Source organism: Trueperaceae bacterium (genome assembly GCA_023954415.1).
Classification (GTDB): domain Bacteria; phylum Deinococcota; class Deinococci; order Deinococcales; family Trueperaceae; genus JAAYYF01.
In genome coordinates this window covers 272,482-296,941 of sequence record JAMLIB010000005.1, presented here as the reverse complement: position 1 = coordinate 296,941, position 24,460 = coordinate 272,482, and the positions used below count along the sequence as shown (strand labels likewise).

The 24,460-nt window shown below is 70.0% G+C and carries 20 protein-coding genes; 11 read left to right on the top strand and 9 right to left on the bottom strand.

What is annotated here, in order from left to right; translation table 11 throughout:
- Nucleotides 1-66: 66 nt before the first annotated feature.
- The gene (gene secD, locus M9914_08595) at nucleotides 67-2,280 is read left to right on the top strand and encodes a protein translocase subunit SecD (GenBank protein ID MCO5174238.1); all 2,214 of its coding nucleotides are present in this window, start codon (nucleotides 67-69) and stop codon (nucleotides 2,278-2,280) included.
- 167 nt (nucleotides 2,281-2,447) lie between these two features.
- Here the strand turns inward: secD and M9914_08590 are convergent, their stop codons facing one another.
- The 4 genes from M9914_08590 to M9914_08575 are packed head-to-tail and all read right to left on the bottom strand — an operon-like array spanning nucleotide 2,448 to nucleotide 6,475.
- Nucleotides 2,448-2,843 carry a hypothetical protein gene (locus tag M9914_08590; protein MCO5174237.1) on the bottom strand — a complete coding sequence of 132 codons (396 nt, stop codon included), beginning with the start codon at nucleotides 2,841-2,843 and terminating at the stop codon, nucleotides 2,448-2,450.
- A gap of 25 nt (nucleotides 2,844-2,868) precedes the next feature.
- Nucleotides 2,869-3,756: a 16S rRNA (uracil(1498)-N(3))-methyltransferase gene (locus tag M9914_08585; protein MCO5174236.1), complete on the bottom strand. Its 888-nt coding sequence runs from the start codon at nucleotides 3,754-3,756 to the stop codon at nucleotides 2,869-2,871.
- Nucleotides 3,753-4,613 carry a 50S ribosomal protein L11 methyltransferase gene (locus tag M9914_08580; GenBank protein MCO5174235.1) on the bottom strand — a complete coding sequence of 287 codons (861 nt, stop codon included), beginning with the start codon at nucleotides 4,611-4,613 and terminating at the stop codon, nucleotides 3,753-3,755. Before M9914_08580 ends, M9914_08585 begins: the two co-directional genes overlap by 4 nt.
- The gene (locus tag M9914_08575; protein ID MCO5174234.1) at nucleotides 4,610-6,475 is read right to left on the bottom strand and encodes a glycerol-3-phosphate acyltransferase; all 1,866 of its coding nucleotides are present in this window, start codon (nucleotides 6,473-6,475) and stop codon (nucleotides 4,610-4,612) included. Before M9914_08575 ends, M9914_08580 begins: the two co-directional genes overlap by 4 nt.
- A gap of 249 nt (nucleotides 6,476-6,724) precedes the next feature.
- Between M9914_08575 and dnaB the strand changes: the two genes are divergently transcribed.
- The 6 genes from dnaB (at nucleotide 6,725) to M9914_08545 (ending at nucleotide 13,720) form a co-directional block, all read left to right on the top strand.
- Nucleotides 6,725-8,515: a replicative DNA helicase gene (gene dnaB / locus M9914_08570; protein ID MCO5174233.1), complete on the top strand. Its 1,791-nt coding sequence runs from the start codon at nucleotides 6,725-6,727 to the stop codon at nucleotides 8,513-8,515.
- Nucleotides 8,516-8,654: 139 nt separating this feature from the next.
- Nucleotides 8,655-9,812: a type IV pilus assembly protein PilM gene (pilM, locus tag M9914_08565; GenBank protein MCO5174232.1), complete on the top strand. Its 1,158-nt coding sequence runs from the start codon at nucleotides 8,655-8,657 to the stop codon at nucleotides 9,810-9,812.
- On the top strand, nucleotides 9,805-10,413 hold the full coding sequence (locus tag M9914_08560; GenBank protein ID MCO5174231.1) for a hypothetical protein: 609 nt from the start codon (nucleotides 9,805-9,807) through the stop codon (nucleotides 10,411-10,413). Before pilM ends, M9914_08560 begins: the two co-directional genes overlap by 8 nt.
- A complete protein-coding gene (locus M9914_08555; protein MCO5174230.1) occupies nucleotides 10,410-10,994 on the top strand; it encodes a type 4a pilus biogenesis protein PilO in 585 nt (194 codons plus the stop codon). The genes M9914_08560 and M9914_08555 overlap by 4 nt, the downstream gene beginning before the upstream one ends.
- Nucleotides 10,995-10,997: 3 nt before the next feature.
- Nucleotides 10,998-12,266 (top strand): hypothetical protein, encoded by a 1,269-nt coding sequence (locus tag M9914_08550; GenBank protein ID MCO5174229.1) that lies wholly within the window; start codon nucleotides 10,998-11,000, stop codon nucleotides 12,264-12,266.
- A gap of 2 nt (nucleotides 12,267-12,268) precedes the next feature.
- Nucleotides 12,269-13,720 carry a hypothetical protein gene (locus M9914_08545; protein MCO5174228.1) on the top strand — a complete coding sequence of 484 codons (1,452 nt, stop codon included), beginning with the start codon at nucleotides 12,269-12,271 and terminating at the stop codon, nucleotides 13,718-13,720.
- Between the two features lie 87 nt (nucleotides 13,721-13,807).
- On the opposite strand, the gene M9914_08540 is transcribed toward M9914_08545, so the two are convergent.
- Nucleotides 13,808-15,241, bottom strand: coding sequence for an alkaline phosphatase family protein (locus tag M9914_08540; protein ID MCO5174227.1), 1,434 nt, complete (start codon nucleotides 15,239-15,241; stop codon nucleotides 13,808-13,810).
- Nucleotides 15,242-15,484: 243 nt separating this feature from the next.
- Between M9914_08540 and M9914_08535 the strand changes: the two genes are divergently transcribed.
- On the top strand, nucleotides 15,485-17,014 hold the full coding sequence (locus tag M9914_08535; protein MCO5174226.1) for an ABC transporter substrate-binding protein: 1,530 nt from the start codon (nucleotides 15,485-15,487) through the stop codon (nucleotides 17,012-17,014).
- Between the two features lie 173 nt (nucleotides 17,015-17,187).
- On the opposite strand, the gene M9914_08530 is transcribed toward M9914_08535, so the two are convergent.
- The 4 genes from M9914_08530 to M9914_08515 all read right to left on the bottom strand — a co-directional run bounded on the left by M9914_08530 (nucleotide 17,188) and on the right by M9914_08515 (nucleotide 21,473).
- Nucleotides 17,188-18,831 (bottom strand): amidase, encoded by a 1,644-nt coding sequence (locus M9914_08530; GenBank protein ID MCO5174225.1) that lies wholly within the window; start codon nucleotides 18,829-18,831, stop codon nucleotides 17,188-17,190.
- 10 nt (nucleotides 18,832-18,841) lie between these two features.
- Nucleotides 18,842-19,723: an ABC transporter permease gene (locus M9914_08525; GenBank protein MCO5174224.1), complete on the bottom strand. Its 882-nt coding sequence runs from the start codon at nucleotides 19,721-19,723 to the stop codon at nucleotides 18,842-18,844.
- Nucleotides 19,720-20,637: an ABC transporter permease gene (locus M9914_08520; GenBank protein ID MCO5174223.1), complete on the bottom strand. Its 918-nt coding sequence runs from the start codon at nucleotides 20,635-20,637 to the stop codon at nucleotides 19,720-19,722. The genes M9914_08525 and M9914_08520 overlap by 4 nt, the downstream gene beginning before the upstream one ends.
- Nucleotides 20,638-20,744: 107 nt before the next feature.
- Nucleotides 20,745-21,473 (bottom strand): 2-phosphosulfolactate phosphatase, encoded by a 729-nt coding sequence (locus tag M9914_08515; protein ID MCO5174222.1) that lies wholly within the window; start codon nucleotides 21,471-21,473, stop codon nucleotides 20,745-20,747.
- Nucleotides 21,474-21,571: 98 nt separating this feature from the next.
- Here M9914_08515 and M9914_08510 point away from each other — a divergent pair, with 98 nt between their 5' ends.
- The 3 genes from M9914_08510 (at nucleotide 21,572) to M9914_08500 (ending at nucleotide 24,460) form a co-directional block, all read left to right on the top strand.
- Nucleotides 21,572-22,537, top strand: a complete 966-nt coding sequence (locus M9914_08510) for a MurR/RpiR family transcriptional regulator (GenBank protein MCO5174221.1) — start codon at nucleotides 21,572-21,574, stop codon at nucleotides 22,535-22,537.
- Nucleotides 22,534-23,580, top strand: coding sequence for a zinc-binding dehydrogenase (locus tag M9914_08505; protein MCO5174220.1), 1,047 nt, complete (start codon nucleotides 22,534-22,536; stop codon nucleotides 23,578-23,580). The genes M9914_08510 and M9914_08505 overlap by 4 nt, the downstream gene beginning before the upstream one ends.
- 94 nt (nucleotides 23,581-23,674) lie before the next feature.
- Nucleotides 23,675-24,460, top strand: a complete 786-nt coding sequence (locus M9914_08500; protein ID MCO5174219.1) for a hypothetical protein — start codon at nucleotides 23,675-23,677, stop codon at nucleotides 24,458-24,460.

Genomic DNA, 24,460 nt, shown 5'->3' with positions numbered 1-24,460 from the left:
GCCGAGCTCCGCCGGCAGTATTCGCAACCGACCACCCATCTCACCCGAGCAAACCTTTGGAGTCGCATGAGTCGCAACCCGTTCACTGGCATAGTCATCCTGGCGCTGATCGTCGCGTCGGTCCTCTACCTGTGGAAACCCTGGAACACCACCGAGCCCGCCTTGAGGCTGGGCCTCGACCTGCAGGGCGGCCTGCGCGTCACCCTCGTCTCCGACACGCCAAACCCCGCGAGCGAGGACCTGGCCACCGCCCGCAACATCGTCGAGAACCGCGTGAACCAGTTCGGCGTGTCCGAGGCCGTCGTCTCGACGGCGGGCAACGACAAGGTCGTCGTCGAGCTCCCCGGCCTCACGACGGACGACCAGCAGCGCGCGCTCGACCTCATCGGCCAGCAGGCCGTGCTCGAGTTCCGCATCGTCAAGTCCGCGTCCAACGCCCTCCCGACGGAGGCCCTCACACTCGATGATCTGGAACCGGTGGCCTTCACCGGTGAGATCGTGTCGACCGCCAGCGCTCAGTTCCAGCAGGTGCCCGGCGCGCCGACCGGCCCGGTCGTCGTCTTCGAGATCCGCCCGGGCGACGCGCAGGCGTTCGGCAACTTCACGGGCAGCAACGTCAGCAGGCGCATGGCGATCGTACTCGACGGTCGCATCATCACGGCGCCCACGCTCCAGTCGCGCATCTCCGACTCCGGGCAGATCACGGGCATCGGCACGCTGGACGAGGCGAGCGACATCGCAGTCGTGCTCCGCACCGGCAGCCTGCCCATCAGCCTGAAGGTGGACGAGGTCCGCTCCATCGGCCCGACGCTCGGCCAGGACTCCATCACCAAGGGCACCACCGCCGCCATCGTCGGCGGCGCGCTCGTGATCCTCGCCGTCCTCATCTACTACGGCCCCCTCTTCGGCGGGGTGCTCGCGTTCGGCGTCATCCTCGCCATGCTCTTCATCTTCGGCGTGCTCGCCGGCCTGGGCGCGGCCCTCACGCTCCCCGGCCTCGCCGGCCTCGTGCTGACCATCGGCTCCGCGGTCGACGGCAACGTGATCTCGTTCGAGCGCATCCGCGAGGAGCTGCGCGGCGGGCGCGGCCTCAAGGCCGCCATGAAGCGCGGCTTCGAGCATTCGCTCTCGGCCATCATCGACGCCAACGTCACCACCGTCCTCGCCGCGCTCGCCCTCTACCAGTACACGACGGGCCCCGTGCGCGGCTTCGCCATCACGCTCGCCATCGGCATCGTGGCCTCCGTGTTCGTCAACGTCATCGTGGTGCCGTACGTCCTGGGTCTCCTGGCCGGCAACGGCAACCGCACCTACATGTGGCGCGGCTTCACGGTGCGTGGCATCAAGTTCGTCGAGAACGCGCGCTTCTTCGTGTCCGTCACGGCGTTACTCGCCATCGCCTCGCTCATCTACGTCGGCGTCGTCGGCCTGAAGATGTCGACCGACTTCACGGGCGGCTCAAGCGTGCAGCTTGAGGTGCCCGTCACCGAGTCCACGGCGGACATCCGCGCTGCCATCGACGACCTCGGCTTCCCAGGTGTCACGGGCGAAGGCGCCGCAATCGTTGAGGACGCAGAGGTGACGGCCGGAGGCACGCGACAAGTCTCCGTGCGCATCGGCCTCGGCAACGAGTCCCAGACGTCAACGGACGACTTCGCCGAGCGCCTCGCGACGGCCGTCGGAGGCACCAAGCTGGCGTCGGACTTCGTCGGTCCTTCCGTCGGCGCCGACCTGCGCAGGGGCGCGCTCATGTCCGTCTTCATGTCGCTACTACTCGTGCTCCTCTACCTGGCGTGGCGCTTCTGGCCGAACTGGATGGTGGCCCTCGCCGTCGTGGTCGCGACCGCGCACGACGTCGCCATCACGCTCGGTATCCAGGCGCTCTTCGGGATCGAGTTCTCCATCCCGGTGCTCGCCGCGCTCCTGTTCGTGGTCGGCTACTCGCTGAACGACTCCATCATCATCGCGGACCGCATCCGCGAGAACGTGCGGACCGTACGCGACAGGCCGTACCGTGAACTCGTCAACCTGGCCGTCAATCAGACCTTGACGCGCACGGTCGCGACCGCAGGCACCACCCTGCTTCCGGTCATCGCCCTCCTCATCTTCGGCGGGTCGACGCTGAACGGCTTCAGCGTGACGCTGTTGGTCGGCATCGCCGTCGGCACCTTCTCCTCGATCTTTCTGCTCTCGCCTATGCTCGTGTGGGCGCGCGAGTGGCAGCAGGCGCAGGCCGGCTCCGGCAAGAAGCCGAGCGCTACGCGCTCGGCGAACGCCTGAGCCTGGCGCGGTGTCACACGGCAACCGGGCTCGCCAGAGCCGCTTCACCTCACGCGCGGGGCGCCCACCTGAGAAGGTGGGCGCCCCGCGCGTCGCTTCATGTCACGTCAGGGCCGGCAGATACGGGCGCGGTGCGCGTAAGAGCTGGCCTTCGCAGCAAGGTCACTTCACGGCAGGCTGAGCACGTACTGGCGCAACAGCCGGCCACCGAACGACACGACGGCGCGCCACTCCCCGCTCACCGGGCTCACGTCGGCGGGCAGCACGAACTCGGCGCTCGGCGCGTCCGGCTCGAGCCAGGCGCTCTCTGAAGCGACCTCGCTCCCTTTGGGTCCGAACCATTGGACGGCTAGCCAACCTGCTGCCGGCAAGTCGACGACCTCGACGTCGAGCGTCGGGCGTCCGCCCACACCCACCGTGAGCCCGCTCTCGCTCGAGAGACGCACGGGGCTCGGCTCGGGGAGCCGGTCGCTCGGCACGGGCGGGAAGTAGAGCGGCCTGCACGCCGTGAGCCCGATCAACGCCAGCGCCGCCGCCGTACCGACCGTTCTAGCTAGTCGCAAAGCCCCGTGCCTCGGCTGCTCGTCGTCACGCATAGTCGGTCCCCCGCTCGTCGCGCCCTCGGCCGGCCGCCTCGCGGCTGCCGGCTTCGCGTTCGTCAGCTTCGCCCCTGCGAGCCTCACCGTTGTCGGCGGCGGACCCGCCTGCACCCAGCATGAGCGCGGCCGCCATGGCCGTCGGCGCCGTCTCCGCCCTGAGCACGCGCGGGCCGAGGCCGACGGCCATGGCTCCCCTGGCGACGAGCCCGGCGACCTCGGTCGGGGTGAAGCCACCCTCCGGGCCCGTCACGACGGTGACGTCTCCATGCTCGGTGGCCGCAACGGCGTCTCTGAGCGGCACGTCCGCCCGCGGGTCGGCCACGAACGCCGCACCGCGCCACGCCAACTCCGCGAGGGGCAGCGGGCCGCGGAGCTCGGGCACCGTAGCCCTGCCGCACTGCCGCGCGGCCTCCTCCGCGACGCGACCGAGGCGCTGGAGCTTGGCCACGGACAGCTCGCCGACGTCGGCCTGGCGGGTGAGCGTGAGGGTGAAGGCCGAGGCCCCCAGCTCCGTGCACTGCCTGACGACGTCGCTCAGCTTGTCCCCCTTGAGCAGTGCGACGGCGACGGTGAGGCGTAGACCGGCCTCGGCATCGCTCCTCGCCAACGGCCCCAACTTCAGCACGACGCCGTCGCGATCGGCCTTCGCTACCTCGCCCCGCGCCACGTTGCCCAGCCCGTCGAAGGCCTCGACAGGGGCGCCGCCGCCGAGCCGGAGCACGTCGCGCAGGTGGTGGGCTTCCTGCCCGCGCAGCACGACGGTGAAGGCCTCGCGCGCGGCGCCGGTCACGGCCTCCGGCATCGGGCCGGTCGCTCGTGCCTCCCCGCCCCGCGCCGCCTCCACGAGGCCCGGCACCAGGACGCGGCTCAGCCTCAAGGCGTCTCCGTGAGCCGGTACTCGAGCAGCAGCCAGTCGCCACGGGCCTCTTCTCGCATCAAGCGCAAGCGGCGCGGCGCGGCGCGCGTGACCAGCGTACGGTGGGTGACGAGGATGCCGGTCAGCACGAGCGCGCCGTCAGGCAGGAGCCTGGCGACGTACTCGCCGAACAGGGCAGCGTGCAGCTCGGCGAAGAGGTTCGCCACGATGACGTCGAACCGGCCGGGCAGGCCGGCCAGGGGGGCGGAACCGGCGTGGGCGCCGGCGGCTTCGGCCCACTCGTCGCCCGCGACCCCCACCGGGGCGGCGCCGAGCGTGCCGAGGGCGAACCGGGCGCGCGACCGGTTGAGCGCCGCGTTCTCGCGCGCCACCCTGACCGCCTCCGGGTCGATGTCGAGGCCGTAGGTCCGCTCCGCCCCGAGGCGGTCGGCCCCGATGGCTAGCAGCCCGCTGCCGGTGCCGAGGTCGAGGACCGTCCTGCCGCGCAGCTCCAGGCCGCATAGCGCCTCGAGGGCCATCGCGGTCGTCTCGTGGTGGCCGGTGCCGAACGCCGTACCCGGATCGAGCCAGACGACGGTCTCGCCCCGCTCGAGCACGGCCTGCCTGTGGCTCGGCGCCACGACGACCGTGCCGCAGCGCACCGGCGCGAGGCTCGCCAGGTAGGCCCCGACGTGGTCGATATCGGGCAGCTCCACCCACGCGCCCGGCAGCGGCACGTCCACCTCCGCGGCGAAGTACGCGAGGACCCCGACGCCGTCGATGCCCTCCTCCTCCTGCAGGCCGAGGCAGCCGAGGTCCCAGAGGAGCGCCGTCTCGGGCGACTCGCCCGTCAGCCCCGGCACCCGGTAGGCCTTCAAGCGGTGACCGCTACCGGGGAGAGGCGCGCGTCGCGCGTGACGATCTCGAAGCCCAGGCGCTCGCCTTCCAGGAGGTAGAACTCGATGTCCGCGGAGCGGGTGGCGCTCCCGAGGCTCCGCCTGTCGTACGCGCGCGTGGCGGTCAGGATCATGGTCTCGGCGAGGCAGGCCGGCACGTTGCCGTCACCGAAGCGCAGGTCGATACGGCTGCGCATGTTGCCGGGCGGCCTGACGACGCCGCCGGGCACGAGTTCGACGCCGGGCACGGTGCGCACGCTCTCGTCGACGTCAACGGGGCGGCCGAGGTCGTAGATCCATGCGCCCGGCTTGACGTGGTGCGCGTAGATGACGGGCTCCGGGTCCGAAGTCGCCGTGAAGATCAGGTCGGAGCCGGCGACCGCCTCGACGTCGGTCGTCGCGAGGATGCGCGTGTGCGGGTACTTCTTGCGCAGGCTGTCGGCCGAGCGGTTAAGGCGCTCCCGGTCGCGGCCGACGAGCACGAGTTCGCCGACCTCGGGCGCGATCATCCGCGCCACCCCGAACGCGACGACGCCGTTGGCGCCGACCACGGCCGCGCTGGCGGTGCGGAGGTTGCCGCCCTGCGCCTTGAAGCGCCGCAGCAGCCCCGGAACGGCGGCCTTGACGGTGGCGGCCGTGTAAGCTCCGCCGTTCGTGACCACGATCTCCGGCACGGCCTCCTGCACGGCCTGTCCCTTCTCCCCCACCGTGGACCAGAAGGCGCCGAGGCCGACGACCTCCGCGCCGAGCCGCCGCGCGAACCTGGCGCCGAGGATGGCCGTGCGCAAGGCGTCGTCCGGGTTCGAGCGGAACTGGTCGGGCATGAGTGGGGCCGAGATGAGGAGCACGCGCAGGTTGCGGCCGTCGGCCAGGGTTATGCCCTCGATGACGCCGTGGAACTGCGGGCGGATGCTGAGGAAGAGCCGCTTGAGCCATGCCTCCGGCAGGATGCCCGGCCGCACCAGCGTCTCGACGACCCACCGCAGCCACCGGCTCGAGCGCGGTTGCCACACGTCGTCGTACGTGAGGGGGTGGACCATGAAGGCGCAGAGCACCGTGTTCGGGTCGAGACCGCGCACGGGCGGGGGCGCGCCGAGGCGGGCCTCGGTGCCGTCCCCGATGCGCATGAGGGCCGCCTTGTGCCGCCACAGGAGCACGAGCGCGGCGAGCAGCGCCGGTAGGAAGGGCCGCCACGCCACGAGGCCGGAGCCGGCGGCCAACGCCCAGAACAGTGCGAGGGTCGCCAGCCCCGCGACGCTCGCCAGGGCGACGTAACCGCTGAGGGCGAGCGCGGCGGCGTACGCGGCGACGGCGACGGCCGGCAACCAGAAGGGCACGACCCCGAGTCCGAAGAGTGCGGCGAGACCGCCGATCACCACGCCGTTGCCGCGGCCGCGGGGCGTCGAGGCGAGGCGCTTGAAGGGCAGCGGGTAGAGGTGGCCTAAGAGCACCCCGAGGAAGGAGCAGCCGGCCGCGATGCCGAGGTCGAGGGGCGCGGTGGCCGCGGCGGCGAGGAAGCCGTCGAAGCCCGTCAACGACCACGGCGACTCCACCCGCAGCCCGAGGACGGGGTCGAGGAGGAGCCCGGCCGCGCCTTGCACGGCGACCATGAGCAGCGCGCCGAGGATGACGGCCAGCGCGCCCTTGATGACGTCCAGCACGAACGAGCTGACCGCCACCCACGGCCCGACGAGCTTGTAGACGTTCTCGACGCCGAGGAGGTGCGGGTTGACATCGCGCGGGTCGAAGCCGGACGCGGCCTGGACGAGCCAGGCGCCGAACGGCAGCGAACCGATCAGGTAGGCACTCAGCAGCGGCAACGCCCATGTCGTCAGGAGGTCCATGAACGGCGCCATTCTACCCGCCGCTCGAGCGCGCGGTCCGCTCCGCGGGCGACCCCCCTGGTCGCGGGGCGACCACGACACGTGTCGCGACCCCGCTCGCCCGGGTCCTCGCCCCCCCCTGGTCGCGGGGCGACCACGGCGTCGTGACAGCGGCCGACGACCCAACGGGCCCGCGAGGACCACGCGCCGGCCAGGGCGGTCAACCGACGCGCGGTCACGGACCGTCAGGCCGGCCGGTAAGATGACGGGGTGGAGAGCAGGACCCCGCCGCACAACCTCGAGGCAGAACAGAGCGTTCTAGGCAGCATCCTCCTCGACAACGAGGTGTTCGCCAACCTCGAGGGCACCCTGCACGCCGAGCAGTTCTACAAGGAAGCCCACCGCAAGGTCTTCCGCGCCATGGAGAAGCTGCACCGGCGCGGCGAGCCGCTCGACCTGGTCACGCTCGCGGAGGAGCTCAGGGTGGCGGGCGACCTGGAAGGGGTCGGCAGCGTCGCGTACCTCGTCGGCCTCGTGGACATGGTGCCCACCGCCGCATACGCCGAGAGCTACGCGCGCATCGTGCAGGAGAAGGCGACGCTGCGCGACCTCATCGGGGCGGGCGGACGCATCATGCAGACCGCGTACGATCAGTCCGGGCCGCTCGAGGAGGTGCTCGACCAGGCCGAGAAGGCCATCTTCGACCTCACGACCCGCAAGCGCCGCACGAACTTCGAGGGCATGCGCACCCTCGTCACCGAGACGTTCCAGGACATCAACGAGCGCTTCGCCAACCCGAACCCCGTCTCCGGCCTCCGCGCCGGCTTCCGCGACCTCGACGGCCTGACGGGCGGCCTGCAGCCGGCCAGCCTCAACGTCCTGGCGGCGCGCCCCTCGATGGGCAAGACGGCCTTCGCCCTCACCATCGGCCTGAACGCCGCCCTGAAAGAGGCCGCTTCAGTCGGCATCTTCTCGCTCGAGATGTCGGCCGTGCAGCTCGTGACGCGCATGCTCTGCGCCGAGGCCAGGGTCGACATGTCCAGGGTGAGGTCAGGTCAGCTCTCCGATCGCGACTTCCAGCGCCTCGCCGACACCGCCGGCCGCATGTCCGAGGCCCGCGTCTTCATCGACGACCACGCCGACATGACGGTCATGGAGCTACGCTCACGCGCCCGGCGCCTGCAGGCCGAGCACGGGCTCGATCTCCTGATAATCGACTACTTGCAGCTCATGTCGGGCAGCAGCCGGAGCCAGAGCGAGAACCGACAGCAGGAGATCTCGGCCATCTCGCGCGGCCTCAAGGGCCTGGCGCGCGAGCTCGACGTCCCCGTCCTCGTCCTCAGCCAGCTGTCGCGCGCCGTGGAGGCCAGGCCGAACAAGCGGCCGATGCTCTCCGACCTGCGCGAATGCGTCGGCGGCGATACCCTCGTCGACCTCGCCGACGGCAGGCGTATGCCGATCGCGGACCTCGTCGGCCTGCAACCGGAGCTCTTCGCGGTCGACGAGCGCGGCAAGGTCGTCACCGCGAAGAGCGACAAGGTGTGGCCGGTCGGTGAGAAGGAGCTGTTCGAGGTGCGCCTCGCCAGCGGCCGGGTCAGGCGGACGACCGCCCGGCACCTCTGGTACAGCTTCGACGGCTGGAAGCGGCTAGAACGACTAGGGCCGGGTGACCGGGTCGCGATCGCGCGGCGCCTGCCGGCGGTAGAGCCGTCGGCAACCATGGCCGACGCGGCGTCAACTTACTCTCCGGACCTGTACTGGGACGAGATCGTCAGCGTGCGCAGCGTCGGTATGCACCAGGCCTACGACCTGACGGTTCCGGGTCCGGCGTCGTGGCTCGCGGACGGCGTCGTCATGCATAACTCGGGCGCGATAGAGCAGGACGCCGACCTCGTGATGTTCATCTACCGCGACGAGTACTACGACCCGCATAGCGAGAAGCACGGCATCGCCGAGATCATCATCGGCAAGCAGCGCAACGGTCCGACGGGCAGCCTGGAGCTGCAGTTCCACAACGCGCACGTGCGGTTCAACGACCTGGCCAAGGGCGGCCACGGTTGAGTAGCGCCCCGGCCGGAGCCCAAGGCGTCTTGGTCCGTACGGCATTTTTTCACGTGGTGGCGCGAAGGTCGCGTGATAGACTCCCCCAGCTTTACTAGGAGGAGACGCCATGGTCTCATTTCGCGAGCGTTTCGCTCGCATGCTAAGTCCCAAGATCGAAGCGGTCGGCCTCGAGGTCGGGACCAGCGCACTCAAGGTGGTTGAGCTTCGCGCCGGCAACCCGCCGACGCTGAGCGCGCTGGCGGTCAGGCCCATGCCCGCAGGCCTCGTCAGCGAGGACGAGGTCACCGATCAGCAGGGACTGGCCGAGGAGATCAAGGCGCTCTTCCAGGAGGCGGGCATCCAGAAGCGCTTCACGGTCACGGCGGTCAGCAACCGGCAGGCCATCACGCGTAACATCCACGTGCCCCGCATGTCGGTGGCGGAGTTGGACGAGGCCATCCGCTGGGAGGCCGAGCGCTACATCCCTTTCCCCATCGACGAGGTCGTCCTCGACTACTTCGTCCTCGACAACCCGGAGGACGTGGCCGAGGGCGAGCAGCTCGAGGTCGTGATCGCGGCCGCGCGCCTCGACGAGGTCTCGCAGCAGGTCGACTACCTGAAGCACGCCGGGCTGGAGCCCCACGTCATCGACGTCAAGCCGTTCTCCCTCCTCCGGGCGCTGCGCGGCTCGCTCCACGGTGAGCACCTCACCAAGGCGACCCTGTCGGGCCAGAACTTCACCGAGGGCAACGAGATCGGCGTGGTCCTCGAGATCGCCGCGAGCACCTCGACCGTCACGCTCGTGCGCGGCCAGCGCGTGCTCATGAACCGCAACATCAACGTCAGCAGCGACGACTTCACGACCGCCATCCAGCGCGCCTTCGGGCTCGACTTCGATAGCGCGGAGGAGGTCAAGCTCGAGTACGGCACCGCCACGATCCCAACGGAAGACGAGGAGGACCTCCTCAACTTCGACGCCAAGCGCGAGCAGTTCTCCCCCAGCCGCGTGTACGACGCCTTGCGGCCCGTGCTCGTCGAGCTGACGACCGAGATCCGGCGGTCGCTGGAGTTCTTCCGCGTGCAGTCCGGCGACGCCACCATCAGCCGCATGCTCGTCACGGGCGGCGGCGCCAAGCTGCGCGGTCTGCCGGACGCCATCGGCGACGCCCTCGGCATCAAGGTGGAGCTCGGCGACCCCTGGCTGGCCGTCACGTTCGACGAGGGTCGCTTCGACTCGCAGTACCTCAAGAAGATCGCCCCGGAGTTCGCGGTCCCGTTGGGTCTGGCGTTGAGGGGGGTGGCCGGCGTTGATTAACATCAACCTACTTCCCAAGAACCTCAGGCGCGTCCGCGAGCCGGGCTACTGGCGGCTGCTGGCCGTGGCGTTCCCGCTGCTCGTGCTCGTCGTCGCGGGGATCATGCAGTACACGGCCAACGCGACGTCCGCCAACCTGCAACGCGAGAAGCTCGCCCGCGAGGACCAGCTCGCGCTCCTGCAGCCGTTCCTGCGCGAGCAGCGCGACCTCGTCTCCCGGCAGCAGCAGCTCAACCAGCTCATCGCCGTGGCCCAGTCGGTGCGCGAGAACACGATCGTATGGACGGGCGAGATCGCGGGCCTCCTCGAGAACCTGCCCGTGGGCGGCGACACGCGCCCGGCCATCGACTTCCGCTCGCTGTCCATGCAGAGCGTCTTCCCGCCCCGGGCGGACGCGGAACGTTACGAGGGTAGGCCCGTGACGGCCGAGATGAACGTCTCCGGCACGGTCGTCAACACCGAGGTGCTCGCCGAGTTCATCCGCGCCCTGGAGCGCAGCGACGACTACGGGGTGACGTTCCAGAACGCGCAGCGCTCCGACGAGGACGGCGTCTACCAGTACTCGCTGACGGTCGGGAGCATCCAGGAGGGGGCGCGATGACCAAGTCGTTCAGCCTCCGCAAGCTCAAGCAGCGTGACTGGGCCATCGTCTGCATCGTCCTCTCCATCGTGGCGGCTATCCTCTGGTACTTCTACATGTACGGCCCCACCCAGGAGCGCATCGCCCAGCTCGAATCCGACATCACGCGCCTCGACGCTGACATCCGACGCGGCGAGGACGCGCGGCGGAACCTCCCCAACCTGCGGCTCGCCGTGGCGGAGCTGGAGGCGGACCGTCGCGACTTCCTCTCCCAGCTGCCCAGGGAGAGCGACATAGCCGGCCTCATAGACTCCTTGCGCGCCAACGCCCAACAGTCGGACGTGGTGATCAGGTCGTTCAGCCAAGGCTCGGCCCAGGAGTCGATACAGGACGTCCGCCCCATCGGGTTCACCATCGATACCCAGGGCACGTACGGGGAGACGATGGACTACCTCTCTCGCCTCGAGGCCATGCGCCGCTTCGCGAAGATCGGCCGCGTGAGCCTCGACATCGAGGACAACACGTCCAGCGACCCGAACCTCAACGCCTCCTTCGCTTTCACCGTCTACGTCTTCACGGGTAGCGACCCAGGGGAGCAATAGGCCATGTCTCTTTCTAGAACCGCTCGCATCCTCATCGCGCTACTGCTCGTGGCGGCGGCGGCGTTCGTCTGGGTGAGCTACTTGAGGAACGCCGAACCGCAGACGACCTTGGCGGGCACCCCGACCGTCGTGCCGGGGGCGGCCGCGGCGGACGCAGCGGCCAACTCGCCGACCGCCACGGCGGCTCCGCTCCTCGCGCCGAGCTCGGAAGCGATCGTCGGGGCTCCGGCGGGCACGCCCGCCACGAGCGGGCCCGCCGCCGGCACCGACCCGGCTTCGGCCGGCTCCGCCGCGGGCACGACCGACCAGCCGAGCCCGATCGCCGTGCCGGCCGCCGTGGTAGCCCCACCCACGGTCGTCCTGCGCGACCTGGTGGTCGACGACCTGCCCTTCCTCGTCACCTCGCCACCCGCGGTCGAGACCGCCGAGGCGGAGGAGGATGGCGGCGGCGCGACCCGGCCGCAAGCCGGCCGCCGTGGGAACATCAACCCGTTCTCCCCCGTCCTCGTTCAGACCGCCCAGACGCAACCGGAGCCCGTCTTCGCCGAGGCGCCGACCAGCAGCCCGGAGCCGACCGTCATCGTCGTCAACAACGACGGCACGCCCCCGGCGGGCGCGAGCGCGACGAGCAGCCAGCCGAGCACCACCGTCGTGGCGGCGCAACCGGCGCAGGCGCCGGCGCCGCGGGCACTTGCCCCGGCATCGGGAGGCGTCGGCGAGCTACCGCGGCCACTCCCTTCCGGCACGCTGCCCATCACCCCCGACATCCTGCGCGACGCCCGCACGGCCTCGCCCGTGCAGTCGCCGACGCAGGCCGAGACGCCGGTCGCGGCGCTCGTCGAGCCCATCGAGACGGCCCAGAGCGAGTTGCCGCCCGTAGGCGACGGGCCGGCGGAGGACCTGGCCGCTCCCGTCGAAGTCCTCGGCCCCGGCCAGCCGAACGAGGCGGCCTCGGAGCCGGCCGAACCTACCGAACCCGTGGTGGCGACGGAGCCGAGCGCTCCGACGAACGTTCAGAAGCTCCCGCTGGTGGCCGGCATCGACACGCTCAGCCGCTACCTCCGGGACAACGACGTGCGGTTCACGGGCACGGCCCTCGGACCGCTGAGCGTGGGCGTCTTCCGCGCCAACCACTTCGAGCAGCCCGTAGTGCTGACCTTGGGCCAGTCGTTGCCGGACACTGATATCGTGTTGGCTGACTTGCGCGGTTACGAAGCGAAGTTCTCACTGGGTGACAGTACCCAGGTCCTCTCTCTGGACCTCAGGCGGTGATCATGAAGCGGACGATCCTACTCCTAAGCCTCCTCGCGACCTTGGCCGTCGCGTTCGCTCAAGGGAAGCTCACTCCCTTGCCCGAAGCGGAACGTTACGACGCGCCGGTCGAGTTCAGCACGGGAAGTAACGGCGAGCAGCTGCCCGTCATGATCACCGCGTTGGCCAAGGCCATCGGGCTCACGGCCATCACCGACGACGTCCCCGACAAGACCATCGTCTACGACATCGGCGACCCGAAGCCGTTCAGGCAGGTCTGGAACATCGTCCTGACGCTCAACGACCTCGACTACGTGCTCCTCGACAACGACATCGTGGTCGTCGGCACGCCCGCTTCCGTCAGCAGGCTCCGGACGCCGGTCGAGACGGTCGTAGCCCAGCCGGAGGCGTCCGACCTCGAGCAGCGCTTCTACCGCGTCAACACCGATCCGGAGCAGGTCGTCGAGATCCTGCACCGCGCCATGCCCACCACGGACATCCAGGCCCTGCCCGGCGTCAGCAGCATCATGGTCGTCGCCAACGAGGCCGATCACGACCGCGTCCGGCGGCTCCTCGACCAGTTCGACACGGCTGCGGAGCAGGTGCAGCTCGAGCAGCGCACCTACTTCCTGAACAACGCGGTAGCGAGCGACCTCGCGACCGTGCTCCAATCGACGGGCGTCGTCCCGGCCGGCCAGGAGGCCGCAGGCACCGACTTCACGGTCGTGGCCGAGCCGCGCACGAACGCCCTCATCGTCACGGGTACGTCCGCCGTCCAGGCGAGCCTCGCCCAGCTCATCCCGCAGCTGGACGAGGCGCGCCAGCAGGTGAACGTCCAGGTCCGCATCCAGGAAGTGGCGCATAGCGTCAGCTACGACCTCGGCCTCGACCTCGCCGGCGGCTTCGGGCAGATGACGGCGAACATCCTCGACACGGGCCTGAAGTTCATCTTCGACACGGCGGCCGCCGTCTCCTCGTTCAACATCAACGCCGTGCTCGACGCCCTCGAGACCCAAGGCCTAGCCCGCCGCGTCGACGACGGCAACATCACGGTCCTCGACAACCAGCGCGGCTACATCCAGTCCGGCGGCACCATCTTCATCAGCATCCCGGGCGCCAGCGAGAACATCGAGCGCGAGATCCCCTACGGCGTGCAGATCGAGATCACGCCGCGCGTGGCCAAGGACGGCAGCGTCACGCTCAACATCGTGGCCAAGGTCGAGGACGTCATCTCCACCACCAACGACCCGAGCTTCCTCAACCTGTCCAACCGCTCCGTCTCCTCCACCGTCAACCTGCAGCCCGGCCAGACGGCCCTCCTCGGCGGGCTGATGCAGAACCAGTACAAGCTGACGAAGAAGCGCGTGCCGGTCCTCGGCTACATCCCGATCATCGGCGAGTTGTTCGGGTCGACGACCTCGGAAGACGAGACCACCGACCTGCTCCTCGTGGTCACCGCGCAGGTCATCGACTGAGGGTCTAGCAGTACCAAGCCCACCGCCTGACGCCGGGGTCTTCGTTACGGGGCCCCGGCGTTCGCGTTGCCCCGGGCGGCTACGAAGTCAGCGCGCCACGCTCCCGAGGAAGTAGCTGCGCCCGTCGACGTGCGCGATCTCGACGCCCTCCCGGCTCGACTCGGCCGCGAACCGCTCGCGCCGCACCGACGTATCGGCCCCGAGGGTGAGGAGCGAGCCGCCGTCGAAGCCGTAGCTCGCCGAAGGTCCGTCGTGGCCGAGGAGGTCCCATACCGTCGGAGCGACGTCGACCGTGCCGCAGGGCTCGTCGACGCGAACGCCGGGCGCGAACCCCGGTCCGACACCCAGGCAGAACGCGCGCATGTCGTAGGGCGAGGCGGTGCCGTGGGTGGATTTCAGGGGCGAGTACGACGTCAACGTGTCGACGCTGCCCGGCACCCCGAAGGTGTTGGTGGCGTGGCTCCAGGTCGGACTGACGGCCAGCAGGGGCGCCCTGTCGTGCGACAGCGGGCCGGTCGCCAGCTCGAGCGGCAACACGCCTCGGTGGCCGTGCATGGACGGGACGGGCGAGAACAGGAGCCCGCACCAAGGGCGCTCCAGCAGCCAGTCGGCCAGCCGCGGGAGCGCGGCCGGGTCGTACGCGCCGTTCGGCGAGTAGACGAAGTCCGCCACGGCGATCAGGTCGCCGAGGTCCAGCTCCTCGCGCGCCTCGACCAGGTGTTCGGCCAGCGAACCGGAGTGGCGAACGGAAGAGTGACCGTGGTCGCTCACGAGCAGCAGGTCGAACTCGTCGGCGAGCCCCTTGGCGGCGAGCGCGTCCAGCACGGTGGCTACGCACTCGTCGACCACCTGCATGGCTTTGAGCGCCTCCGGCGAGCCGAGGCCGTAGAAGTGCTGGCTGGCGTCTGGCTCCGTGAGCCACAGGGTGATGACCCGGTTCTCCGGTTGGTCGAGCAGCACGTCGATGAGGGCCCGCGCCGCCCAGCGGCAGGCGTTGTACTTGGTGCGCCCGGCGTCAGGCTCGGCCGGGCCGAGCTTGTCGCGTACGGCCGCGAGGTCGGCGTCGCCGTAGTCGGTGGCGGCGTTGAGGACGCGCTGCGGGTTCCTGGGGTTCCAGAGCAGTGAGGCGCCGGGTGTACTGCACGCCGCCACGGCCAGGCGCTCCCCCTGCTTGCGGAGCCGGTCCCCCAGCGTCGGCGTCAGTACCACGCTCTCACCGCTCAGCCTCTCGAACTCGAGGAGCTGTTTGGGGTCGGCCGTGTCGATGGGCGCCGCAGCCCCCGCCACGTACATCGTGTTGTTGATGACACCGTGCCTGCCGGGCCTGGTACCCGTGGTCAACGTCGTCATGTTCACGCGCGTATGGGTGGGGAACGCTGAGTGGAACGCGGTGTACAGGGAGCCCCGACCGATGAGCGCGTGGTAGGTGGGCATCCGCTCGCGGCTCACCAGGTCCGGCCTCAGGCCGTCCGCCCCGATGATCAGCACCCGCCGGCGTCCGTGGGCTTCGGAACCTTGCATACGCACCTTCTAACATGCGGCCGGACCCCCGCGAACCGGCTCATGGAACTTATTGCCCCGTCATGATACATTGTTCGCGTAGTTCAGCGAGAGGCAGGGGTGGGGCCGAAGCCTTGCAGGGTAGTCGGGCTGGCCGCCGTGCAGCTTGTGAGGTGACCGAGTTGACCCAGTGACCGCGTCGTCGAGAACGAGACCCGAGACCGCAACCAAGCAGCACCACCCATGTAGTTAGGAGACTAGACAATGCGCAGAGCGCTCGTCGCACTCGTCATAGCCTTGGCCGGCATCGCCTGGGCCCAGGACGCGAGGCCGGCCTTGAGGATCGGGGTCACCGGTCTGCCCGACGGCCTGGACCCCGCGGTCAACATCAACATCGGGGCCAACGGCTTCCGTACCCTCTACTCCGTCTTCGACCGTCTCATCCACCGTGACTTCCTCGCGGGCGGCCTCCAACCCGGTCTGGCCACCGCCTGGCACTGGGTCGACGACACGACGCTCGAGCTCGAGCTCCGCCAGGGCGTGAAGTTCCACGACGGCAGCGACTTCGGCAGCGACGACGTCGTCTACACGTTCGAACGGATCATCGATCCCGCGTCGGACTTCGTGACCGCGCGCGGCACCCTCAAGAACGTCGCGCAAGTCGAGGCCGTCGACGAGTACACGGTGCGGATCCACACCAACACCCCCGACCCCGTGCTGGAACAGGTCCTGACCATGCAGGAGACGGCCATCCTGCCGGCCGGCGCCTACGCCACGCCGGAGGACGCCTCGCGGTTCAACCAGCTGCCCGTCGGCACCGGGCCGTACAAGGTGACGTCGTTCTCCACGGGCGACCAGCTGACCCTCACGGCGTTCGACGCCTACTGGGAAGGCCAGCCTACGGCCAAGGAGGTCGTGTTCCGGGTGATCCCCGAGACGGCCGCGCGCATCACGGCGCTCGTCAACGGCGAGGTCGACATCATCACGGCCGTACCGCCGGACCAGCTCGACACCATCCGCAGGTTCTCGGGCGTCGCGGTCCGCGAGGCCGTTCTCGACAACATCCACCTGCTCCGCTACAACACGAACAACCCGGCGCTGTCAGACAAGCTCCTCCGGCAAGCCATGAACCTCGCCATCGACCGCCAGCTTCTGTCAGACGCCCTCTGGGGCGGCGCCGCAGAGGTACCGCGCAGCCACCAGTTCAAGGCCTTCGGCGACATGTACGACGCCGATCGGCCGGTCGACGTCTACGACCCGCAGCGCGCCCGCGAGCTGCTCGCCGAGTCGAACTACACGGGCCAGACGATCTACCTGAACGCCCACCCGACCTGGTACGTGAACTTCATGGCGGCCTCCGAGGCCATCGTCGAGATGTGGCGCGCCATCGGCATCGACGCCCAGGTGCGGGTCGTGTCCGGTCCGGCCGAGCTCTTCGGCCTGGCGGCGGACGATCCGATGGCCATGGTGAACACGTGGTCGAACTCCATGCGCTACGCCGACCCGGCCGGCGGCCTCTGGGCCAACTGGAGCCCGTCGGGCCCGCCCCAGGCGAGCGGCTACTGGAACGCCCCCGAGGAGTTCAACCGCCTCGGCGCCGAGGCCCTCCAGACGACCGACCGCGACACCCGCCGCGCCGACTACTGGCGCATGCTCGACATCTGGGAGGACGAGGCGCCGGGTACGACCCTCTACTACTCCGTGGAGTTCTACGGCGTGCGCGACGGCGTGAACTGGCAGCCGTACAGCGACTTCTACATGGACCTGAGGCCCTCGAACCTGTCGTTCGACTAGGCATTACGGTCAGGTAGCGCGAGCACGTGGGTGGCGGTGGCCCTTGGGGTCGCCGCCACCCACTTCGCCGTTCCCGGAGCATCGGGGTTCCCGGAGCATCGGGAGGCGCGCTCGCCAGACCCGCCGGGCGCTGCGAGCGAAGAGGTAGCTGTTCCGGATGGTCGAAGGGGCCGCTAGACCAGGTAGTCGAGGGCCGAGGTCGTCGCGGCGAGATCGACGGAGGCGCGCATGCCCGCCAGCGCGCTCATCAGGTCGCGCGCCTGTCCGCTCAAGCCGTCGACGTCGGCTTCGGCGAGCGCTAGCCCTGCCGCCGCCGCCCGTCGTCTCACCCAGTCCGCGGCCCCGGCCTCGTTCGGCTCGCCGCCGTCCACCAGGCCGAAGTCCGCCGCGAGGCCTTCCAGTCGGCGCAGGTACGCCTCCGCCCGCCCGTCGTCGCGCCACTCGGTCAGGGCGCGCTCGTTCGGCGTCCGCTCGCTCCAGCGCGTGGCCCGCTCGTAGACCCCCGCCACGCGGAGCAGGAGCCCCTCGCTCCACGCCCTCCCCATCAGCTGCATGCCGATGGGGAGGCCTCCGGCCGTGAAACCGCACGGCAGGGCCAAGGCCGGTTCACCGGTCAGGTCGGCGAGACGGTTGAAGCGCGACACGTCGCTCCGCGCCGCGGCCAGGTCGTCGATCGCGTGAGCGGCGAACGGCGTGGTCGGCAGCACCAGGGCGTCGACGGTAGCGAAGAGCCTGCCCATCGACTCCCTCAAGCGCTCCCTGACGTGCATGGCGAGGAAGTAGTCGTTCGCGGAGAGCAGGAGGCCGGGCAGCATCCGCCGCGCGACCACAGCCCCGACGCTCTCCCTCCGGCCCGCGATGAGCCCCCGCAGCCTGCTCGCCCCTTCCGCCAGCCAGATGACGGAGTGCGTGGTAGCGACGAGGTCGAACCCCGCCACGTCCACGGGCACGCAGGTAGCGCCGAGCTCCTCGAAGCGCGCGACGGCGGCGGCTAGCGCCGCCTCCACCTCGGGGTCGAGCCCGGAGGCGAGCAGCGCGGTGGGGACGCCCAGCCGCAAGCCCGCCAGGTCGTCGTAGAAGGCCGGCCGGCTCTCCGCGTCGCGCATCGCGACCGTCGTCCTGTCCTTGGGGTCGGGAGCAGTCATAGCCCCTAGCACCGTTTCGGCGTCCGCCACGCACGCGGTGAGCAGCGCCGGATGGTCGAGCGTGTAGCTGATCGGGAACAGGCCGTGCCGGCTTACCCGCCCGAACGTCGGCTTGAGACCGACGGTGCCGGTGAAGGACGCCGGCACCCTGACGGAGCCGCCGGTGTCGCTCGCGGTGGCCGCCATGACGAGACCCGCCGCCACCGCCGCAGCCGAGCCCGAGCTCGAGCCGCCGGCCGCCCTGGCCGGGTCCCACGGGTTGCGCGTGACGCCGAAGCCCTGCATGGCGCCGCAGGCGAGCTCGTGGCAGTTGGCCTTGCCGAGGCTGATCGCGCCGGCGGCGGCGAGGAGCTCTACGACGGTCGCGTCGTGATCGGGGACGTGGTCGGCCAGGGCGCGGCTGCCCGCGGTCGTCCTCACCCCGCGGGTGAAGTAGATGTCCTTGTGTGCCACGGGGACCGCGTGCAGCGGGCCGCGCGCGCCGCCGCGCGCGAAGGTGGCTTCCGCCGCGAGCGCGGCCGCCCTGGCCTCGTCGAGGGTGGTAGTCACGAAGGCGTTCAGGACGCCGTCGAGCCGCTCGATACGGCGCGCGTGCGTCTCGATCAGCTCCACGGGCGACACGGTCCTGGCCCGAAGCAGCTCGGACGCTTCCGCGATGGTCAGGCGTTCCACGGCGACCCCCTCAGTCGCGCTGGCGCGGGTCGAGCACGTCGCGCAGCCAGTCGCCGATGAGCGAGACGACCATGGTGATCGTGACTATCACCAGGCCAGGGATGGCGGGCAGGGTCCAGTTCGACATCATGTAGTCGCGGCCGGCGCCTAGCAGCGCGCCGAGCGACGTGTTGGGGGGCTGCACGCCGAGGCCGAGGAAGGAGAGCGCGGACTCGAGGAGCACGACGTAGCTGAAGTTGACGGTCGTCAGCACGATGATCGGCGAGATGACGTTCGGCAGGACGTGCCTGAGCGCCACGCGCTGCAGCCGTGCCCCGAGCGCCTGCGTCGCCTCGACGAACGGGAGGCCCTTGACGGCCAGCACCTGACCGCGGACGACGCGCGCGTGGATCTCCCAGCCGGCGATGCCGACCACCAGCACGAGCACGACGAGGCTCGTGTCGAGCATGGCGATGACCGTGAGCGCCACGAGCACGAACGGCAACGACATCTGCACGTCAACGAGGAACATCACGACGTCGTCGAGCCAGCCGCCGAGCATGCCGGACAGGACGCCGAGGGTCACGCCGAGGGCCATGCCTATCATGGTGCCGATCGCCGCGATGCCCAGCGTGGTCCGTAGACCGTAGAGGAGCCGCGTCAGCATGTCGCGACCGAGCTGGTCGGTGCCGAGGAGGTGGTCGGTCGAGCCGCCCAGGAAGACCGGCGGCTTGAGGCGCTGCAGGAGGCTCTGCGTGCGTAGGTCGTAAGGCGCGATGACGGGCGCCAGGACGGCCAGCGCCACGAGGAGGCCGAGGATGACCCAGCAGGCCACGATGAGCGGCGGGACCCCCCGTCGGCGTGTCCGCCTCGCGGGCTCCCCCGCCTCGCGCCGCGCTCTCCTCGACGTCACGCCACACGCACCCTAGGGTCGAGGACCGTGTAGAGCGCGTCCGTCAGGCTGTTGGCGAGCACCACGCTGGCGGACACGATCACGATGGCGAACTGCAGCACGGGGAAGTCGCCGAAGGTCACGGCCGTGACGATGAGCCGGCCGACGCCCGGCCACGCGAACACCGTCTCGACGATGACCGAGCCCGCGATGAGGACTCCGGCCTGCATGCCGAGGAGGGTGACGACCGGCAGCGCGGCGTTGCGCAGCGCGTGCCTGAGGACGATCGCGGCGCCGACCAGCCCCTTGGCCCGCGCGGTCCTGACGTAATCCTGCTTCAGGACGTCGAGCATGCCGCTGCGGGTGAGCCTGGCGATGCTGGAGGCGGAGCTCGTGCCGAGCGTGATGACCGGCATGACGAAGCTGCGCCAGTCGCCGTAGCCGCCGCTCGGCAACCAGCGCAGGAGCAGGCTGAAGACGAGGATCATGGCGATCCCGAGCACGAAGTTCGGCAGGGCCTGGCCTATGAAGGTGAGGGACATTATGAGGCGGTCCAGTGGCCGGTTGCGGTTCAGGGCGGCGAGGATGCCTGCCCCCGCCCCGAGAACGACGGCCAGCGCGAGCGAGGCGGCCGCCAACTCGAGCGTGGCGGGCAGGCGCTCCACGAAGGCCTGCGTGACCGGCCGGCGCTCCCTGAAGCTGTCGCCGAAGTCGCCCGCGAGCACGCCCCGTAGGTAGAGCGCGTACTGCTCCACCACCGACTTGTCGAGCCCGAGCCGTTGGCGCAGCTCCGCGCGTTGGTCAGGCGTGGCGTTGTCCGGCAGGAGGAAGGTGACCGGGTCGCCGGCCACCCGGGAGGCGAGGAACACGGCGGTGAGCACGAACCAGACGGTCGCGATCCCCCGTAGTAGGCGTTTTACGACGAAGTGATGCATGCTCGGCGTGCTCGCTCCAACCCTCGGTGGCGTTCGTGAACTGTTATACCAGGCCGCGAAAGAAAGTTTCTACTAGCCCACCTCGTCGCAGGAGACCGGCGCCACACTCAGCTCGCCGTGACGGCCTCGAACTCGAACGGCGCACGGCCGACGAGCCGCGCGACCCCGCCGACGCTGCCGAGCGTGGCGGCGTACTCGACGTCCTCCGCGAACCCCAGCTCGCTCAACGTATGCGCGTGACGCGCGGAGGCCAGCGTGGCGCCCACACCCGCTCGGTCGGCGGCCACGGCCATGGCGATCCGAGCGGCGTCCGTCGGCTCGAAGCCGCCGAGCCGCGCGACCTCCGTCGCGATACAGCCGGCTCCGAGCACGTCGTCGAGCGAGACCTCACCGTCCGTGCCGGCGCAGACGAGGGTGACGCGCTCGCTAGCCAGCCGCGCGGCGAGGCGCGCGACGGCGGGGGCGTTGACGATGGCGCCGAGCAGCACGTGCCTGGCGCCTGCCACCAACCCGACCGCCTTCGAGCCGTTAGTGGTGCAGAGGATGGCCGACCTGCCGCCGTAGTCGCGCTTGGCATGCTCGACCGGCGAGTTGCCCCCGTCGAAGCCGGGGTAAGGCAGCCCCATGCGCTCGCCGAAGAGCAGCGCGCCGGAGCTGGCGGCGTGCGCCAACGCCGCGTCCGTCTCGGCCACGATGGTCAGGCGCCGCATCCCGCCCGCCAGCAGGGCGGCCGCGGTCGTGGTCATGCGCAAGACGTCGATGACGACGGCAACGTCGGTCGGGTCGCCGGCTGGTAGGAAGGCCACGTCTAGTTCCATGTCGGTCACTTCTAGCATGCGGCCGTCGCGCAGTCGAGTGACCGATGGTACAAAGTACCGTCTCGCCGAATTTTATCTTGACAGGTAGCGCCTCGCGGGACTATCGTGAGAACGTCATGGCGAACGCCCGTCCCTCGCGCCACTGCCTTCAGCGGCTCCGCCAGAGCTTCACGAGCCTCTCGGCGGCGCAGCAGCGGGTGGCAGAGTTCATCTTGCAGCAGCCGAGCCAGGCCCTGAGCTGCTCGGTGCAAGAGCTTGCTTCCCGTTGTCATACCAGCCCGAGCACCGTCGTGCGGCTCGCGAAGGACATAGGCTTCGACGGCCTCAAGGAGATGAAGATCGCGTTGGCCCAGGAGGTCGGCACCCTCCTGCCGCAGTTCGACGCCACGGCGACGCTCGAGGACGAAGGCTACGCTGGCACGCTCCTCGACAACACCGTGCTCGGCCTGCGCGAGACGATCGCCGGCATGGACTTCACGGCCCTCGACGCCGCCGCGCGCGCCCTGAGCAACGCGAGGCACGTCGACGTCTACGGTGTGAGCACGTCGTACCTCGTCGGCAGGGACCTGGTGGAGAAGCTGAAGCGGCTCGGCATCTACGCGTCGAGCTTCGACAACGCCTACACGCAGGCCATCTCGTCGGCCAGCCTGAGCGCGGGCGACGTCGCCGTGGCCGTCACCTACTCCGGCGAGACGCGCGGCGTGGTCGAGAACCTGGCCATGGCGCGCGACCAGGGAGCCCTGACCATCGCGCTCACGAACTTCCGCGACTCGACGATCGTCCAAGTGGCCGACATCGTGGTGCCCACGTCAGTGACGCAGCACCTGCTGCCGGACGGCAGCCTGGGCGGACGCATCGCCCAGCTCCTCGTGGTCGACCTCCTGTTCATCCGGCTGTTCGCTGCCGACCCGGAGCGCTTCCGCTCCGCCTTCACCAAGTACAACCGCATCCTGCTTCAGAAGCTCGGCAGGCCCGACCAACGCTTCGACTTCGGTCAGGAGCCTTGGCAGCAGGGCGCCGTGCGAGCCGAGGCGGGCCGAGCCGACCACGCGCAGGACGAACGCGAGGAGGGAAGCAAGTGAACGCTTCTATGAGAACGGCGACCTTCTACGGCGCCGAGGATATCCGCCTCGAGGAGCTCAGGCGCCCGGAGCCGGAGCCCGGCAAGGTCCTCGTCAAGGTCACGAGCACGGGCATCTGCACGTTCGAACGCCGCATCTTCAGCGGCGCGCAGAAGCACATCCCGATGCCGGTCATCGCGGGGCACGAGGTCGCCGGCCGCGTCGTCGCCGCTCCGGCGGACACCGGCCTCGGCGAAGGCGACAAGGTCGCCCTCGACCTCGTATACCGGTGCGGCCGCTGCTACTACTGCGTCCGCGGCATGGACAACCAGTGCGTGAGGCTCTTCAAGGAGGGTCTGACCTGGGAAGGCAGGCACCTGATGGGGGGTGGCTTCGGCGAGTACGTCTCGGTCGATCCGGCCAAGGTGTTCAAGGTCGACGAGTCCGTGCCCGATCACATCGCGGCCCTCGCGGAGCCTCTCGGCTGCGTGCTGCACAGCTTCGGCAAGACGACGGTCGGGCTCGGCGACGCCGTGGCCGTCATCGGCGCCGGCACCATGGGCTCGCTGCACGTCGTCCTCGCCAAGCTGCAAGGCTGCAAGGTGCTGGTCAGCGACCCGGACGCCGAGCGCCGCGCGTTCGCCGTGGAGCGGCTCGGCGCCACGGCGGCCGTCGACCCGACCACGCACGACCCCGTCGAGGCCGCCAAGGAGCTCACGGCGGGGCGCGGGGTGAACGCCGTGTTCGTGACGGCCGGGGTGGGAGCCGCCGCCGAGCAGGCCATCGAGATGACCGGCAAGTACGGCACCGTCGTGCTCTACGCGGCCAGCTACCCGCCGGCGAAGATCGCGGTCGACTGGAACCGTATCCACTACAACGAGATCCGTATCGACGGCACCGAGTCGCGCACGCGCGACGACGTGCGCAGGGCGGTCCAGCTCCTGCCGGGGCTCGACCTCGAGCCGCTCGTCTCGCGCCGCATCGGGCTGGACGACCTTCCCGGCGAGCTCGCCCTCGGCGTGCCGCGCGGCGCGACGCAGCGCGTCGTCGTGAGCATGGCGTAGGGAGCCTAGGGCGCTCGAGCCCGCGGCACCCTATCCCAGATCGATCGCAACCCCTAGGACTACCCGCGGGCCTTCCCCGCACCGGAGGACAAAAGTGCAGAGCAAGCTGGCCAAGAGACGCAGGATGCAGCGGATCTTCCGCGATAACGGCCGTTCGTTGATCGTGGCGATGGACCACGGGTCGTTCATGAACGTTCTCCCCCACGCCGCCGACCCGGGCCGCATCCTCGACGAGGTCCGCGAGGGCGGCGCCGACGCCATCCTCACCACCATGGGGATCGCGTCGACGTTCGCCGACCGTTTCGGCCGCATGAGCCTCATCATGCGTGTCGACGGCGCCGGCTCCAACCTCGACAACTCGCTGGTCTTCGAGCAGCGCTACACGGTCGAGGACGCTCTCCGCCTCGGTGCGGACGCCGTAGCGGCCATGGGCTTCCCCGGCGTCAACCAAGGCCAGACGCTGCACAACCTCGCTCGCATCGCCGGCCAGTGCATCGCCTGGAACATGCCGCTCCTCGCGGAGATGATGCCGGGCGGGTTCGACAAGTCGGTGCACACCCCCGAGAACATCACCCTCGCCAGCCGCATAGGCGCGGAGGTCGGGGCCGACATCATCAAGACGCTCTACACGGGCGACGTCTCCTCCTTCTCCTCCCTGACGTCGGGCGTCTTCGCCCCCGTCGTCGTGCTCGGCGGCAGCAAGCAGGAGAGCGACGCCGACCTCCTCGGCATGGTCCACGACGCCGTCCGTGGCGGCGCCTCCGGCGTCGCCGTCGGGCGCAACGTGTGGCGCCACGCGAACACGCGGGGCATCGTGCGCGCGCTCGCGCGCATCATCCACGAAGACGCCACCGTCGACCAGGCCCTGACCGAGCTGTAA